General features: G+C 71.8%; 4 protein-coding genes. All 4 read left to right on the forward strand.

Features of this window, described 5'->3' with window-relative positions; genetic code table 11:
• Positions 1 to 1215 (forward strand): non-ribosomal peptide synthetase (locus tag BM013_RS14330; protein ID WP_143098276.1); only part of this gene is annotated, 1215 nt, incomplete at its 5' end.
• Positions 1215 to 7055, forward strand: coding sequence for a non-ribosomal peptide synthetase (locus BM013_RS14335; protein WP_093128138.1), 5841 nt, complete (start codon positions 1215 to 1217; stop codon positions 7053 to 7055). The genes BM013_RS14330 and BM013_RS14335, both read left to right, overlap by 1 nt.
• A 3-nt stretch (positions 7056 to 7058) precedes the next feature.
• Positions 7059 to 10328 carry a non-ribosomal peptide synthetase gene (locus BM013_RS14340; RefSeq protein WP_093128140.1) on the forward strand — a complete coding sequence of 1090 codons (3270 nt, stop codon included), beginning with the start codon at positions 7059 to 7061 and terminating at the stop codon, positions 10326 to 10328.
• A gap of 23 nt (positions 10329 to 10351) precedes the next feature.
• Positions 10352 to 17743, forward strand: coding sequence for a non-ribosomal peptide synthetase (locus BM013_RS14345; protein WP_177225474.1), 7392 nt, complete (start codon positions 10352 to 10354; stop codon positions 17741 to 17743).
• Positions 17744 to 17797 lie beyond the last annotated feature (54 nt).

Consider the following 17797-nt stretch of genomic DNA (forward strand, 5'->3'; position numbering starts at 1 on the left):
GTGTGGGAGATCTTCGGCGCGCTGTGCACCGGCGGCAAGCTGGTGGTCGTGCCGTTCTGGGTCAGCCGCTCGCCGGAGGACTTCCTGCAGCTGCTGCGCAACGAGCGCGTCACGGTGCTCAACCAGACGCCCTCGGCCTTCGGCCAACTGGCCAGCCTTCCGCAGACCAACGAAGGTGACTTGGCATTGCGCACGGTGATCTTCGGCGGCGAAGCGCTCGACCCGCAGCGCCTGCGCGGTTGGATCGAACACCACGGCGACGACAGCCCACAGTTGATCAACATGTACGGCATCACTGAGACCACGGTGCATGTGACCTACCGGCGCATCACCGCGGCGGACCTGGGCCGGTCGCGCAGCCCCGTGGGCATTGCGATTCCCGACCTGGGCCTGCAGGTGCTCGACGGCCAGCTGAACCCCGCGCCGCTGGGCGTGGCGGGCGAGCTGTATGTCTCGGGCGCCGGGCTGGCGCGCGGTTACCTGAACCGGCAGGGCCTGACGGCCGAGCGCTTCATCGCGGGCGACGGCGGTGAGCGGCTCTATCGCACGGGCGACCTGGTGAAGTGGAACAACGAAGGGCAGCTGGAGTACCTGGGGCGCATCGACCACCAGGTGAAGGTGCGGGGCTTCCGCATCGAGCTCGGAGAAATCGAAGCACAACTGCTGGCACAACCAGAAGTGCGAGAGGCGGTGGTGATCGCCAACGAGGGCCCGACGGGCACGCGGCTCGTGGGCTACGTGTCAGGGAACGACATCGACACAAACGCACTGCGCGAACGCCTCGGCGAAGCACTGCCCGACTACATGGTGCCGACCGTGCTGGTGGTGCTCGATGCCCTGCCGCTGAACACGAACGGCAAGGTGGACCGCAAGGCGCTGCCGGCGCCGGAGTTCTCGGCGGGCAACGCATACGAAGCGCCGCAGGGAGAGACGGAAGAGAAGCTGGCCGCGATCTGGGCGGAGGTGCTGGGCGTGCAGCGTGTGGGCCGCAACGACAACTTCTTCGAACTCGGCGGCCACTCGCTGGCCGTGTTGCAGGCGCAGACGCGCACGCAGGCCGAGCTGGGCGTGCGGCTGCCGCTCGCGATCTATTTCCAGCGCATGTCGCTGGTCGCGATCGGCGAGGCCGTGACGCAGATGCGTTCGACCGAGCTCGCCGAGGAAGCCGGCGACCTGGACCAGATGGCCAGCCTGCTGGAAGCACTGGAAGACTGATGGAACACAAGAAACACGAACTGGCGCAGCGATTCGCTCGCCTGTCCACCGAGAAGCAGAAGGCTTTCCTGGCCTTGCTGCAGCAGCAGAAGATCGACTTCGCGCGCCTTCCGATCGTCGCGGCGCAGCCCTCGGCGCGCGGCATGCTCTCGTATGCGCAGGTGCGCCAATGGTTCCTCTGGCAGCTGGACCCGCAGAGCACGGCGTACCACATCGGCGGCGCCCTGATGCTGGCGGGCCGGCTCGACGTGAACGCCGTGCGCGCAAGCTTCAGCGCGCTGGTGCAGCGCCACGAGTCCTTGCGCACCGTCTTTCGCCCCGCGGACGGCGGCGCCGCCGAAGCGGTGATCCGCGAGGGTGTGGAGCCCGGCTTCACGGTGCTCGATCTCGGCGGCGTGACGTCGCAGGACGAACGCGAGGCGCGCAGCAAGGCGGAGGCCGGCCGCCTGAGCCGCACGCCCTTCGACCTCGCCGAGGGGCCGCTGCTGCGCGTGGGCCTGATCCGCCTTGCGGACGAGGAACACATGCTCGTCGTGGTGATGCACCACATCGTGTCCGACGGCGCGTCGATGCAGATCCTCGTGAACGAGTTCGTGGCGCAGTACGCCGCGCGTGTGCAGGGCGGTGTGCCGGTGCTGCAGCCGCTGCCGGTCCAGTACGCCGACTACGCCGCGTGGCAGCGCAACTGGCTGGAGGCGGGCGAGCGCGAGCGGCAACTGGCCTACTGGACAAAGCACGTCGGCACCGAGCAACCGGTGCTGCAACTGCCGGCGGACCATGCCCGGCGCACCGATGGCCGCTACAGCCTGGCGCGCCACGCCTTCGAACTGCCGCCTGCCTTGGCCGGAGGCCTGCTGCGTCGCGCGCAGGCGCAGGGCGCCACGCTGTTCATGACGCTGCTCGCGGGTTTCCAGGTGCTGCTGAGCCGCTACACGGGCCAACCGGATGTTCGCGTGGGCGTGCCCATCGCCAACCGGCACCGGGCCGAGACCGAAGGCGTGATCGGTTTCTTCGTCAACACGCAGGTGCTGCGCAGCGTGCTCGATGCGCGCGAGAGCTTGTCGCAAGTGTTGGCCCGCGCTAAGGATGCCGCGCTTGGTGCGCAAGCCCATCAGGACCTGCCTTTCGAACAGTTGGTGGAAGCGCTGCAGCCCGACCGCGTGCTGGGCGCGAACCCGCTGTTCCAGGTGCTGTTCAACCACCAGCGCGGCGACGCCGGTGCGCTGCAAGGCATGCCCGGCCTCTCGCTGACCGAGTGCGACCTGGGTGTGCAGGCGGCGCAGTTCGAACTCACGCTGGAAACCACCGAGGACGCCGAGGGCCGCGTGCAGGCCAGCCTGCGCTACGCGTCGGAGCTGTTCGAACCCCAGACCATGGCGCGCATGGCGGGGCATTACCTCGCGGTGCTGAACGCCCTGGCCGACCATCCCGAGCAGACGGTGGGCGGCGTGGCGTTGCTGGGCGAAGCCGAGCAGGCGCAAATGCACGGCTGGGGCGTGAATGCGCGACGCCACGACGCCGAAACCCCCGTGCACCGGTTGTTCGAGCGCCAGGCCCGGCAGACGCCCGAGGCGGTGGCGCTGGTGTTCGGCGACGAGGCCCTGAGCTACGCCCAACTCGATGCGCGGGCGAACCGCCTGGCGCACCGGCTCATAGCGCTGGGTGTGAAGCCGGAAAGCATGGTGGGCATTGCCGCCGAGCGCTCGATCGACATGGTGGTCGGGCTGCTCGCGATCCTGAAGGCCGGCGGCGCGTATGTGCCGCTGGACCCGGAGTACCCGCCCGACCGCCTGGCCTACATGGTGGCCAGCAGCGGCATCCGCCTGCTGCTCGCGCAGAGCCACCAGCATGAACTGGTGGCGCAGCTCTCGGCCGCGGCCGAGGGGCTGCGGGTGCTTGCGCTCGATACCTTGCCCACGGCGGACGAGCCGGCCGATGCACCGGCAGACCCGTCGGCCAGCGACCCGCAGGTGCCGTCGAACGGGCACAACCTCGCCTACGTGATCTACACCTCGGGCTCGACCGGCAAGCCCAAGGGCGTGATGGTGCGGCATGCCGCACTGAGCCACTTCCTGTCGAGCATGCGCGAGGCGCCGGGCCTGTCGGCCGACGACGTGCTGGTGGCGGTGACTTCGCTGTCCTTCGACATCGCGGCGCTCGAGCTGTATCTGCCGCTGGTGTGCGGCGCGCGGCTGGTGCTCGCGGCGAAGCACGTGGCCCGCGATGGCGAAGCGCTCGGCCGCATGCTGCGCGACAGCGGCGCCACGGTGCTGCAGTCGACGCCTTCGGGCTGGCGGCTGCTCGAGGCGGACCTGCGGCTGCACGGCCGGCCCGCGCGCCTGAAGGGCCTGTGCGGCGGCGAGGCGCTGCAGGCCGACCTGGCGCACAGCCTGTGCGAACTCGGCATCGAGCTCTGGAACATGTACGGCCCGACCGAGACGACCATCTGGTCGACGGCGGACCGCGTGAACAGCGTGAACGGCATGCACGGCGTGCCGGCCATCGGCAGCGCCATTGCCGACACGCAGGTCCGCGTGCTCGACGAAGCGCTCAACCTGGCGCCGGCCGGCGTGGCGGGCGAGCTCTACCTGGGCGGCATCGGGCTGGCGCGCGGCTACTTCGGCCGCGCCGCGCTGAGCGCGGAACGCTTCGTGGCGGACCCGTTCGACACGGCGGGTGGGCGGCTCTACCGCACGGGCGATCTCGTGCGCTGGAGCGGCCAGGGCCGGCTCGAGTACCTGGGGCGCATCGACCACCAGGTGAAGATCCGCGGCTTCCGCATCGAGCTGGGCGAGATCGAAACGCAGTTGCTGGCGCAGCCGGAAGTGCGCGAGGCCGTGGTGGTCGCCGGCGCAGGCCCGGCGGGTGCGCGCCTGGTGGGGTATGTGTCGCTGCACGGCGCGCAGGCGATCGAGGCGCCCGTGCTGCGCGAGCGGCTGGGGGGCGCCTTGCCCGACTACATGGTGCCGTCGGTGATCGTGGTGCTCGGCGCGCTGCCGCTGAACCCCAACGGCAAGGTGGACCGCAAGGCGCTGCCGCCGCCGGAATTCACGAACGACCTCGCCTACGAGGCGCCGCAGGGCGAGCTCGAGGAGGCGCTGGCGGCAATCTGGGCGCAGGTGCTGGGCGTGCCGCGCGTCGGGCGCAACGACAACTTCTTCGAGATCGGCGGCCACTCGCTGCTGGCCACCCAGATCGCCTCGCGCGTGCGTGCGGCGCGCAACATCGAACTGCCGTTGCGCCGGGTCTTCGAGCATCCCGTGCTGCATGCGCTGGCAAGCCACCTCCAGGACGCGCATGGCGTCCATCACGCAGGCAGCGAGGCAGTTGCCGTGCCGGTGCCGGTGCTGGAGCCGGTGGCGCGCGCCGCGCAGATGAAGCTCTCGCCCGCGCAGCAGCGGCTGTGGCTGGTCGACCGCCTGTCCGGCAAGGGGGCCGCCTACAACATCACGGCGGCGCTGCGGCTTCGGGGCGCGCTGGACGCGGATGTGCTGCGCGCCACGCTCGACGCCATCGTCGCGCGGCACGAGGTGCTGCGCACCACCTACCCGCAGGACGACGAGGGCGAGCCCGTGGCGTGCGTCCAGTTGCCCGGCCCGCTCGCCGTGCCGTTGCACGACCTCACGGGCCTTGCGCCGGCGCAACAGGAAGCCGGGGTGCAGGCCGCGCAGGACGCCCATGCGCGCACGGTGTTCGACCTCGCCGCGGGGCCGCTGCTGGCCGCCACGGTGTTGCGCACCGCGCCCGAGACGCACCTGTTGCTGCTGTGCGTGCACCACATCGCGTTCGACGGCTGGTCGGAGTCGATCTTCGTGCAGGACTTCATGGCGATCTACGCCGCGCTGCGCGAGCGCCGGCATGCCTCGCTGCCGCCGCTTCGCGTGCAGTACGCCGACTACGCCGACTGGCACCACCGCAAGCTCGCGCAGCGCTTCGCCCCCGAGTCGGCCTTCTGGCGCGGCTACCTCGACGGTGCCCCCGCGCTGTCCACCTTCAGGCCCGACCACGCACGCCCCCGCACGGCATCGACGGCCGGCGACGCCGTCGCCATCGAGGTCGACAAGGAACTGGCGCAGGCGCTGGGCGTGCTGGCCCGCCGGCACGGCACCTCGCTCTACACGCTGCTGCTCTCGGTGTTCCTGCTGATGCTGCACCGGCAGGCCGGATCGAACGACGTGGTGGTCGGCACCGACGTGGCCGGGCGCGGCCATCCCGACCTGGAAAAGCTCATCGGCTTCTTCGTCGGCGTCGTGCCGCTGCGCTCGCGCCTGGCGCCGCGGCTCACGTTCGGGCAGTGGCTGGCGCAGGTCAAGGAGAGCACCTTGTCGGCCTTCGAGCACCAGGACGTGCCCTTCGAGCAGATCGTCGAGCTCGCGGGCGTGCCCCGCAGCCAGCAGCACAACCCGCTCGTGCAGGTGCTGTTCGTCATGCAGAACATGCCGGCGAGCCGGCTCGAGATTCCCGGCATCGTCATCGAGGCCGTGGAACAACCCGTGGTCGCATCGAAGTTCGACCTGGCCGTGTTCGTGAGCGAAAGCACCGCGGCAGGCACGGGCTTCACGGCCAACTGGGTCTACGCCACCAGCCTGTACCGGCGCGAGTCGATCGAACAGGCCGCCGCCGCGTGGCGCGATCTCCTGCAACAGGTAGCCACATCGCCAACCGGAATGCTGGAGAACCTTGTCATTCCCCTTCCTCTGGAAACCCCGACCATGTCATCTCCGTCTCCCGCGCTGGGCAAGCTGCAGAAGCTCAAGAAACTCGTGGACAAGGACCGCACCGGCGCGCCGGCGCCGCGCCTGCCGGTGCGCACTTCGTTCCTGTCGCCGCAACGCGATTTCCCGCTCGTGATCGAAGCCACGGGCGGCGACATCGATGCGGTGGCCTGGGCGCGCGGGCAGCGCGAGTTCATCGAGGCCAGCCTGCGCACCCATGGCGGCATCCTGCTGCGCAACTTCGGCCTGCGCACGCCGCAGGAGTTCGAGGCCTTCGCGGAAGTGATCGAACCCGAGCTCTACGGCAGCTACGGCGACCTGCCGAAGAAGGAGGGCGGCAAGAAGACCTACCGCTCCACGCCGTACCCCGAGCGCCAGATGATCCTGTACCACAACGAGAGCTCGCACCTGGACCGCTGGCCGCGCAAGCAGTGGTTCTTCTGCGAGCTGCCGTCGCCCGTGGGCGGCGCCACGCCCATCGTCGACTGCCGCGAGATGCTGCGCCGCCTGCCGGGCGACGTGGTGGCCGGGTTCGAGCGCAAGGGGCTGCTCTACGTGCGCACGTTCACGCCCAATTTCGACGTGAGCTGGCAGACCTTCTTCAAGACCGACAGCAGGGCCGAGGTCGAGGCCCGCCTCGCGGCTGCCGACATCGGCTGGCGCTGGCTGGACGAAGACACGCTGCAGACCCGCACCCGCTGCCCGGCGGTGATCACGCACCCCGTCACCGGCGACCGCGTGTTCTTCAACCAGGTGCAGTTGCACCACGTGAGCTGCCTCGAGCCCGACGTGCGCGAGGACCTGGTGGCCATGGCCGGGCTGGACCGCATGCCGCGGCACGTGACCTACGGCGACGGCTCGCCGATTGCCGACGAGACCATGGCCGTCGTGGGCCGTGCCTACGAAGAATGCGCCGTGCGTTTCGACTGGCGCCAGGGCGACGTCGTGATGCTCGACAACATGCTGGCCGCCCATGCGCGCGACCCGTACGAGGGGCCGCGCAAGATCGTGGTGGCGATGGGCGCGATGTGCGATCGCGCCGCGCTGGAGTCGCCGCCCGATCGGGTACCGGGCGTGCCGAACCCCTCGGCGCAAGCGGCGCTCGCGCTGGCGGCGGGAGGCTGACCGATGGCTGCCATTCTCGAAGACACCATCGGCGCCACCTTCGCCCTGAGCCCCGAGCAGCGGGCCGTCGCGGCCATGCTGCCGGCGGAAACGGCGGCGGCCGGCGCGACGCTCGCGCTGCTCGTGCTGCTCGCCGACATCGAAGGTGCGCTCGACGCGCCGCGCCTGAAGGCCGCCGTGCAGGCCGTGTTGCAGGCGCACGGCGCCTTGCGTTGCGCGGTGCTGCAGGTCCCCGGTTTCCGCGGCCTGCGGCAGCGCACGCGCGACGCGATGCCGCCGCTGCGCTGGCAGGCGCTGGACCTGCGCGACAGCGCCGACAGCGCGGCCGTGTTCGCCGATTGGTTCGCCGCGTTCGCCAACGAGCCGCTGGACGTGGCCGATGGCGTGCCGGTGCGCGCCGGGCTCGTTCGGCTGGGCGAGACGCGCCACAGGCTCGCGCTGGCGGCCAGCGCGTTCGCGGCGGATGCGGGCAGCCTGCACACCCTGTTCGCACAGATCGCCGCTGCCCATGCCGGCGGCCAGGCGCCCGACGAAGAAGAGACTTTTCAGTACGCGCAATTCGTGGAATGGCGCCAGGACCTGGACGGCGGCGACGAAGCGCCGCAAGGCCGCGCGTACTGGCGCGGCCACGTCGGCGATGCGGCAGCGCTGTCGGCGCCGCGCCTGGACCTGCGGGGCGAGGGCGCTTCCGCGTCGCAGGCACCTGCACTTCTACCTGCGCGCTTTTCGCGCACGCAGCGCATCGACAGTGAGCTCGCCACCCGGCTGCGCAACGCCGCCACCGCCGCGAACATCCCGGTGGAGACACTGTTGCAGGCCGCGTGGTGGTCGCTCGTTGCGCGGCTGAACGGTTACCGGCCGTTCGCCGGCGGCTGGCAGCACGACTGCCGCCGCGACTACGAGGTCATGCAAGGGGCCGTCGGCGTGTTCGAGAAGGTGCTGCCGGTGCGGATCGAGCTGGCGCCGCACACCCCGTTCGCGGACTGGGCCGTGCGCCTGGGCGAGACACTGGGCGCGCATGCCGAAGCGCAGGAGTACTGGGCCGTCGACGCGCCGGAGACCGTGGCGCACCTCGCCGTGGGCTTCGCGGTCAGTGAACACGCGCACATGCAAGCAGGCATGGGAACGGGCACGGGCACGGCATGGCGCGTGGAAGAGGCGCCGGGCCCGATGCCTTGCTTCGAGGTGGCGCTGCAGGTGAACCGCAGCGGCGACACGTTCACGCTGGCCCTGCACGCCGACGCATCGCGCTACACGCCGCGCGCGGCCGAGCGCCTGCTGCTGCAGTTGGCCACGCTGCTCGACGGCGCGGCGGCACGGCCCGACGAACCGGTGTCCGGCCTGCCCGTGGTGGGGGCCGAAGAGCGCGCGATGCTGCTGGCGGCCCAGGGCACGGCCGTCGATTTCGGCGACTGCACGCTGGCGGCGCACGTCGCCCGCTGGTCCGAAACCACGCCGGACGCACCCGCGCTCGAAGCGGGCGAGCTGCGCATGAGCTACCGCGAGTTCGATGCGCGCATCAACCGCATGGCGCACTGGCTGAAGGCGCGCGGCGTCGCGGCCGGCGGCCGGGTGGCGCTCGAGCTGCCGAGGTCGGCCGACCTGCTGGTCGCGATGCTGGCCGCCTGGCGGGTGGGCGCGAGCTACCTGCCGCTGGACCCCGAGTGGCCCGCGGCGCGCCGGCGCGCCGTGCTGGCCGACGCCGCGCCTTCGCTGGTGCTGCAGGCGGCGGCGCCGCAACCCGGTGACGAAGCGGCATGGCCGCGGGCCGTGCCGGCCGACATCGAGCTCGGCGACTTCCCCGACAGCCCGCCCGGCCATGCGGCGTCGATGGACGACCTGGCCTACGTGCTCTACACCTCGGGTTCCACCGGCACGCCCAAGGGCGTGGTGATCGCACAGTCGAACCTGCTCAACTACGTGGCGTCGGCATCGGCGGCCATGGACCTCGCGCGTTGCCGCCGCTGGGGGCTGACCAGCTCGGTGGTGGCCGACCTGGGCAACACCGCGCTGTTCGGCGCCTTCTTCAACGGCGCATGCCTGGTGGTGGCCGGCGACGCCGACGTGAAGGACGCGCGCGCCTTTGCCGGCTTCATGCGCGAGCGCCGCATCGACGCGCTCAAGATGGTGCCGTCCCACCTCGAGGCGCTGCTCGAGGACGACGCGCCGGTGCTGCCGCGCACGCTGGTGCTGGGCGGCGAGGCCACGCCGCGCGCGCTGGTCGAACGGCTGGCGCGGCTGGCGCCTGAATGCGCGGTCTACAACCACTACGGGCCGACCGAGACCACGGTGGGCGTGATGGTGCACCGCGTGTCGTCGGCCGATGCCGCGGTGCCGGTGCTGCCGCTGTCGCGCGTGCTGGCCAACAACCGCGTGCATGTGCTCGACGAGGCGTTGCAGCTGGTGCCCAGCGGCGGGCTGGGCGCGGTGTACGTGGGCGGCGCCCAGTTGTGCCGCGGCTACCTGAACCGCGACGTGGAGGGCGCCTTCGTGGAAGACCCGTTCCGGCCGGGCGAGCGGCTCTATCGCACCGGCGACCTGGCGCACGTGCTGCCCGAAGGGGGCATTCGCCTGGCCGGGCGCGCGGACCACCAGGTCAAGATCCGCGGCTTCCGTGTGGAGCCGGCGGAGGTGGAGGCCACGCTGCTGGCGCAAGCCGGTGTGCGGCAGGCCGTGGTACTGGCACTGCCCGCCGCCGGTGCCCCGGCCGGTGCCGCCGCCGGCGCGACCTTGTCGGCCTTTGTCGTGCCCGGCCCGGAGCTCGCCCTGGACGCCGCGCGCGCCGCGCTCGCGGCGCAGCTTGCAACGTTGCTGCCCGCGCACATGCTGCCCTCGGGCTACACCTTCGTGGAGGCGTTTGCGCGCCTGCCCAACGGCAAGATCGACCGGCTTTCGCTGTCGGCGCTGGCCATGCAAGACGCGCAGCCGCCGCGGGCCACCGCGCCGCGCGACGCACTGGAGTTCGTGCTGGCCGAAGCCATGGCCCGCCTGCTGCAGCGCGACGCCATCGGCGTGGAGGAGGACTTCTTCGAACTCGGCGGCCACTCGCTGCTGGTGATCAAGCTGGTTGCGCGGCTGCGCAAGCTGCTGCAGACCGAGGTGGCGCCGGGCCTGGTGTTCGACCACGCCAGCGCGGCCGAGCTGGCCGCGGCCTTGCGCGCCGACGAAGCGAACGACGTGCCGCGCATGGAAGCGCTCGCGCAGGCGCACCGCCAGGCCAGCCAGCCGGCCATGACTTCTCCAATGCCCTCGCGGGCCACCCAGGACGCATGACGCGTCCGCCGCACGGAACATCGATGAACAGCAGCACCCACGCAGCGCAACGCGTCCCCGCAGACCCGGCCTGGCTCGACGACGAGGACGACGAAGAAGACCGGATCGTGCGCCGGGTTCCCGAGGGCGAGGAGGCGCCCCTTTCCTGCGCGCAGGAGCAGCTCTGGTTCCTGCAGAGCCTGGAGCCGGGCCTGACGGCCTACAACCTGCCGCGCATGTTCCGGCTGCGCGGCGCGGTGGATGCGGCCGCGCTGGAGCGTGCGTTCCGCGCGGTGATCGGGCGCCACGCCATCCTGCGCACGCGCTTCTTCGAGCGCGACGGCGTGCCGGTGCAGGTGGTGCAGCCGCGGGTCGATTTTTCGCTGGAGCGCATCGACCTCCGCGCGCTGGCGGACGACGCGCGGCAGGCGGGCGTCGACGAGATTCTTCGGCGCACCGCGCTGCACGTGTTCGACCTGGGCGTGGCGCCCGCGCTGGTGGCGCGGCTGGTCACGCTGGGGCCCGCCGAGCATGTGCTGGCCGTGTGCCTGCACCACATCGTGTCGGACGCCTGGTCGAACCCGATCCTGGCAAAGGACCTTGCCGAGGCCTACGAGCGCGCCTCGCGCACCGGCGCCGACGTGCATCTGCCCGCGCTGCCGGTGCAATACGCCGACTACGCGGTATGGCAGCGCGAACGCGTGCAGGGCGACGAGCTGGCGCGCCAGCTCGCGCACTGGAACCGGCACCTGGGCGACGAGGTGCCGCCGCTGGACCTGCCCGTGGACGGCGTGCGCGGGCCGCGCCAGACCTTCAACGGCGCCACGCTGGGCTTCGCGCTCGACACGCTGCTGAGCATCGCGCTGCAGAAGTTCTGCCGCGCCGAGAAGTGCACGCCCTTCATGATCCTGCTGGCCACCTGGCAGATGCTGCTGGGCTGGTACAGCGGGCAGAACGACTTCGCGATCGGCACGCCCAACGCGGGACGCCATCGCGACGAGGTGCGCGACCTGCTGGGCTTCTTCATCACCACGCAGGTGTTCAGGGCGCGGCTCGGCCCGCAGCTGAGCCTGCGGCAGATCTGCCGGCAGGTGCGCGCCGACGCGCTGTCCGCGCTGCAGCATGCGGACCTGCCGTTCGAGGTGCTTCTGGCCAGCCGCAAGGTGCAGCGCGATGCCGCGCGGCCGCCGCTGTTCCAGGTGATGTTCGGCGTGCAGATGGTGGATGCCGCCGTCGAGCTCAGGTTCGGCGATGCGCACGCGCAGCTGCTGGAGGCCGAGCACATCGGCGCGAAGTTCGATCTCTCGCTGGACTTCCAGATCGACGCGAAGGGCGCCAGTGCCCAGCTCGAATACAACACCGACCTGTTCTCGCAGGCCACGGCACGGCGCCTGGCCGCCTGCTACGTGCGCTTGCTGGAGGCCCTCACGGCCGACCCGGACCGGCTGTTTGCCGACATCGACCTGTTCGACGAGGCCGAGCGCGCCGCGCTTCGCAGCCAGGGCGTCAACACGCTGCGGCATGCGGGCGACGCGCCGGTGCACCGGCTGTTCGAGCGCCGCGCGCAGGCGCAGCCGGACGCCGCGGCGCTGGTCTTCGGCGACGAGACGCGCAGCTACGCGCAACTCAACGCCGAGGCCAACCGCCTGGCGCACCGGCTCGTGGCGCTGGGCGTCGCGGTGGAGTCGCGCGTGGGCATTTCGGTGGAGCGCTCGCCGGCCATGATCGTGGGCATCCTCGCGATCCTGAAGGCGGGCGGCGCCTACGTGCCGCTCGACCCCGACTATCCCGCCGAGCGGCTGGCCTACATGATCGGCGACAGCGGCGTTGCGCTGGTGCTCACGCAGTCGTCGCTGGCGGGTCGCTTTGCCGCCGGGGCGTCGCTCGCGGTGCTGCAGCTCGACACGCTGGACCTTGCCGGCGAACCGGTGCACGACCCGCGGCGCGAGCTGCACGGCGACAGCCTGGCCTACCTGATCTACACCTCGGGTTCCACCGGCCGTCCGAAGGGCGTGGGCATCGGGCACGCGGCGCTGGCCGCGCACGTGCAGGAGACCGTTCGCTACGGCGCATTGACGCCGGCCGACCGGGTGCTGCAGTTCTCCACGCCGAACTTCGACAGCTTCATCGAGCAGGTCTTTCCGCCCCTGGCCGCCGGCGCGGCCATCGTGCTGCGCGGCACGGCGCTGTGGGACAGCGAGACCTTCTACCGCGAGCTGCTGGCGCGGCGCATCACCGTCGCCGACCTCACCACGCCGTACTGGCTGTTGCTTGCGCAGGACTTCGCGCGCCACGGCCCGCGGCCCTTCGGTGCGCTGCGCCAGGTGCACGTGGGCGGCGAGGCGATGTCGGGCGAGGGGCTGCATGCCTGGCGCCGGGCAGGGCTCGGGCATGTGGCGGTGATCAACGCGTACGGCCCGACCGAAGCGGTCGTCACGGCCTCGACGCTCGACTGCACGGCCAGCCTGCATGCACAGGCGCCGCTGCCGCGCCAGATGCCCATCGGCCGCGCATTGGCCGGCCGCGCGCTGCGCGTGGTGGGCCCCGACCTGTCGCTGGTGCGGCAGGGCGCGGCGGGCGAGCTCTGCATCGGCGGCGACCTGCTGGCGCGCGGCTACCTGGGACGCCCGGCGCTGAGCGCCGAGAAATTCGTGGCCGATCCGTTCGGCGGCGAAGGCGCACGCCTCTACCGCACCGGCGACCTGGTTCGCTGGAACGGCGACGGGCAGCTGGAGTACCTCGGGCGCATCGATCACCAGGTGAAGGTGCGGGGCTTTCGCATCGAGCTGGGCGAGGTCGAGGCGCAGCTGCTGGTGCAACCCGAAGTGCGCGAGGCGGTGGTCGTGGCCGGCGAGGGGCCGGCGGGCGCGCGGCTCGTCGGCTATGTCTCGCTGCAGGCCGGTTGCGCGATGGAGCCGGCCACGCTGCGCGCGCGGCTCGCAGCGGCCTTGCCCGAGCACATGGTGCCCGCGGCGCTGGTGGTGCTGCAGGCGCTGCCGCTGAACCCCAACGGCAAGCTGGACCGCAAGGCCTTGCCCTCGCCGGAGTTCACCGGCGACAGTGCCTATGCGCCGCCGCAGGGCGAGGCGGAGGTGTTGATGGCGCACGTGTGGGCACAGGTGCTCGGCGTGGCGCGCGTGGGCCGCCACGACAACTTCTTCGAGCTGGGCGGCGATTCGATCCTGAGCCTGCAGATCGTCGCGCGGCTGCGCACGGCGGGCCGCCGGGTCACGCCGCGGCAGCTGCTCGAGCGGCAGACGGTGGCGGCACTGGCGGCCGTGAGCGAGGTGGTGGAAGGCGACGGCAGCGCTTCGGGCGATGCACTTTCTTCGCCCGAGGCGCTGGCGCCCTCGGCTGCGATTGCTCCGATCGCCCGGCTCGCGCCGCACCTGCGCGCGGGCGCGCTGCCGCTGTCGCACGCCCAGGCGCGCCAGTGGTTCCTGTGGCAGCTGGACCCGTCCAGCACCGTCTATCACGTGGCCGGTGGCCTGAGGCTCGAGGGCGTGCTGTCCGTCGAGGTGCTGCGCGAGAGCTTCCGCAGCCTGGTGCAGCGCCACGAGTCGCTGCGCACGGTGTTCCGTGCGCGCGAGGACGGCCTGGCCGACCAGGTGGTGCTGCCGTCGCCCGGCTTCGAGGTGCCGCTGGCCGACCTGAGCGCGCTGGGCTCCATTGCGCGCGAGGACGAGACGCGCGCGCTGGTGCGGCTGGCCCACAAGACGCCGTTCGATCTCGGGCGCGGGCCGCTGCTGCGCGTCGAGCTGATCCGGCTCGAGCCGCGCTCGCACGTGCTGGTGGTGGTGATGCACCACATCGTCTCCGACGGCTGGTCGGTGCAGGTGATCGTGGATGAGTTCGTGGCGCTCTACCGCGCCGGCGTGCAGGGGCGGGCGAACCCGCTGCCGCCGCTGCCGGTGCAGTACGCCGACTACGCCGTGTGGCAGCGCGACTGGCTCCAGGCCGGCGAGAGCGCGCGGCAGCTGGCCTACTGGCAGCAGGAACTCGGCGGCGAGCAGCCGGTGCTGCGGCTGCCCGCCGACCATCCCCGGCCGGCGCGCGCGCACTACGCGGCCGCGCACCACGGCCTCACCTTGCCGGCCGCGCTGGTGCAGCGCCTGCAACGCCAGGCGCAGGCCCAGGGCGGCACGCTCTTCATGGCGCTGCTGGCCTGCTTCCATGTGCTGCTGCACCGCCACACGGGCCAGCCCGACATCCGCGTCGGCCTGCCGGTGGCCAACCGCCACCGCCCGGGCACCGAAGGCATGGTGGGCTTCTTCGTGAACACGCAGGTGCTGCGCGGCCGCATCGACGCCCGCAAGACCTTGCAGGAGGTGTTCCTGCAGACGCGCGAGACGGCGCTGGGCGCCCAGATGCACCAGGACCTGCCTTTCGAGCAACTGGTGGACGCGCTGCAGCCCGAGCGCGACGCCAGCCGCACGCCGCTGTTCCAGGTGATGGTGAACCACCAGCGCAGCCGCATGCAGGCACTGGCCGAACTGCCCGGCCTCACGCTGCACGACCAGGCGCTGGCCGAGCGCACGGTGCAGTTCGAACTCACGCTCGAACTGCTGGAAGACGAGCGCGGCGGCGTCCACGTGACGCTGACCTACGCCCGCGAGCTGTTCGAGCCGGCCACCATGCAGCGCATGGCGGCGCACTACCAGCTGCTGCTGCAGGCGCTGGCCGATGCGCCGCAGCTGCGCGTGGGGGACATCGAGCTGTTCGATGCGCAGGACATGCCGGGCACGCAGACCGTCCAGCCTGCCCAGCCCTCGCAAAGGCAGGACCAGGGCATGCACGACCCGGCGCTGGCGCATCGGCAGTTCGAACAGCAGGCGGCGCAGCACCCGGACGCGGTGGCACTCATCGACGGCGAGCGCGTGCTGAGCTACCGCGAACTCGACGTACAGGCGAACCGGCTGGCGCATGTGCTGGTGCGGCGCGGCATCGGGCCGGAGGTGAGGGTGGGCATTGCGATGCCTCGCGGCGCCGACATGTTCATCGGCCTGCTGGCCATCCTGAAGGCGGGCGGTGCCTATGTGCCGCTCGACCCCGACTACCCGGCCGACAGGCTGGCCCACATGGTGCAGGACAGCGCCGTCGCCGTCGTGCTGACGCACAGCGCGGTCCAGGCGCGCGCGCCGCAGGGGCCGGGCATCGTGTCGCTCGTGGTCGACCGCATCGACACCCGCGCCGAACCCGGGCATGGCCTGGCCGTGCGCCTGCACGCGCAGAACGTGGCCTACGTGATCTACACCTCGGGGTCCACGGGGCGTTCCAAGGGCGTGGCCGTGGCGCACGGGCCGCTCGCGATGCACATGCGGTCCGTTGCCGGGGTGTACGGCCTGGCGCGCACCGACCGGCTGCTGCAGTTCGCGTCGATCAACTTCGATGCGGCCGGCGAGCAGTGGCTGCTGCCGCTGGGCGTGGGTGCGTCGATCGTGCTGCCGCCGCCCGGCAAGCAGTCGCCCGGCGACTTGCTCGCGCTGGCGCGGCGCACCGAGGTCAACGTGCTGTATTTCGCGCCGGCCTACATGCGCCACCTGGCGCAGGCGGCGTTGGCCGAACTGGCCGAACTGGCGGGGGCGACAGGGGCCCCGTCCGGCGGGCTGCCCGGCGTGAAGATGTGCATCGCGGGCGGCGAAGCCTGGGCGAACCCCGATTTCCGTGCCGCCGCCGAGGCCTTCGCGCCGCAGCGCCTGTTCAATGCCTACGGGCCGACCGAATGCGTGGTCACGCCCTGCGTGTGGAGCGCCGATGCCGAGGAGCGGGGCGCGTGGAACTGCGCGCCGATCGGGCGTGTGGTGGGCGAGCGCCATGCGGTCGTGCTCGGCCCCGACATGGAGCGGGTGCCGCTGGGCGCGGTCGGCGAGCTGTACCTCGGCGGCAACGGGCTGGCGCGCGGCTACCTGGGGCGCGCCGGGCTGAGCGCCGAGCGCTTCGTCGCGGACCCGTTCGACGACCGGGGCGGGCGGCTCTACCGCACCGGCGACCTCGTGCGCTGGAACCACGAGGGCCAGCTCGAGTTCATCGGGCGCATCGACCACCAGGTGAAGATCCGCGGGTTCCGCATCGAGCTGGGCGAGATCGAGGCGCTGCTGCTGGCGCAGCCCGAGGTGCGCGAGGCCGTGGTGGTGGCCGACGAAGGCCCGGCGGGTGCGCGGCTGGTGGGCTATGTCTCGCTGCAACCGGGCCAGTCGCTTGCGCCGCCGGCGCTGCGTGCGCTGCGCGCGCGGCTGGGCGACACGCTGCCCGAGCACATGGTGCCTTCGGCGCTGGTGGTGCTCGACGCGCTGCCGCTGAACCCGAACGGCAAGGTGGAGCGCAAGGCGCTGCCCGCGCCGGCCTTTGCGGTCGACAAGGCCTGCGAGGCGCCGCGCGGCGCGCTCGAGGAGGCGCTGGCGGCAATCTGGGCCGAGGTGCTGGACGTGCCGCGGGTCGGCCGCCACGACAACTTCTTCGAGCTCGGCGGCGATTCGCTGGTGGCGCTCAAGCTGCTCGCGCGCATCCAGCGGACGCAGGATCCGCGGATGAAGTTCTCCCTGCAGGACCTGCTCCAGAAGCCGACGCTGGCGCGGCTCACGGCTTCGAGCGACACCGGGCGTGCGCGCGAGGCGGTCGAGCGCCTGAACGAGGCCACGCAGCCGCCCGGCGCCGTGCCCCTGTTCTGCATTGCGCCCGGCCTGCGCAACGCGTTCGACTACCAGCCGCTGGCGCGCCATCTCGAGGGCAGCCGCGCGGTCTACGGCGTGAGCTACAGCGGGCTGCCCTTGCCCGAGTCGGTCGGGCAGATGGCCGAGCGCTATGCCGAGCGCATCCGTGCCGCGCATCCCGTGGGCGCGGTCGCGTTGCTCGGGTGGTCGCTGGGCACGGTCATGGCCGTGCACGTGGCGCACGTGCTCGAGCGCCAGGGTGTGGCCGTGAGTTTCGTGGGCCTGGTGGACAGCTTCGTGATGGACGACAGTTTCGACGCGGGCGACTGGTACGACGAGCTGCGGCAGTTCGTTGCCGACCTGGCCTACGAGAGCGCGGGCAAGGCGCAGGTCGACGCGCTGCTCGACCGCTTCGAGTCGATCCGCAATGCGTCCGACGCGGTGGTCGACCGCGCCGTGGCCGAGATCCTGGGCACGCTCGGCATCGACATGGGAGAGGTGGACGTCGGCGAGCGCATCGCGATGTCGCGCCGCTTCAATGCGGCCACCGCGGCAATGCCCGCGCTGCCGTTGCTGCAGGCCGAAGCGCACGTCTGGTGGAGCAGGGGGCGCACCGCGCAGGACCGCGTGCAGCTGCTGCACGAACTGCGCGGCCGCGCGCGCGTGGGCACGGACATCGACACGAACCACCAGGGGATCGTGCGCGACGCCGGGCTGTTCGAGGCGGTGCGCGAGGCGCTTGCCGAGGTGCGGCAAGCGCAAGAGAAAGCTGCAGAGTCGGCCTGACGCTGCGGGCGCATTCAAAGATTCGGCCCCCGGCGCGCAAGGCGGCGGGGGCCG

The organism is Variovorax sp. OK605 (genome assembly GCF_900115445.1).
In the GTDB taxonomy this organism is placed as follows: Bacteria; Pseudomonadota; Gammaproteobacteria; order Burkholderiales; family Burkholderiaceae_C; genus Variovorax.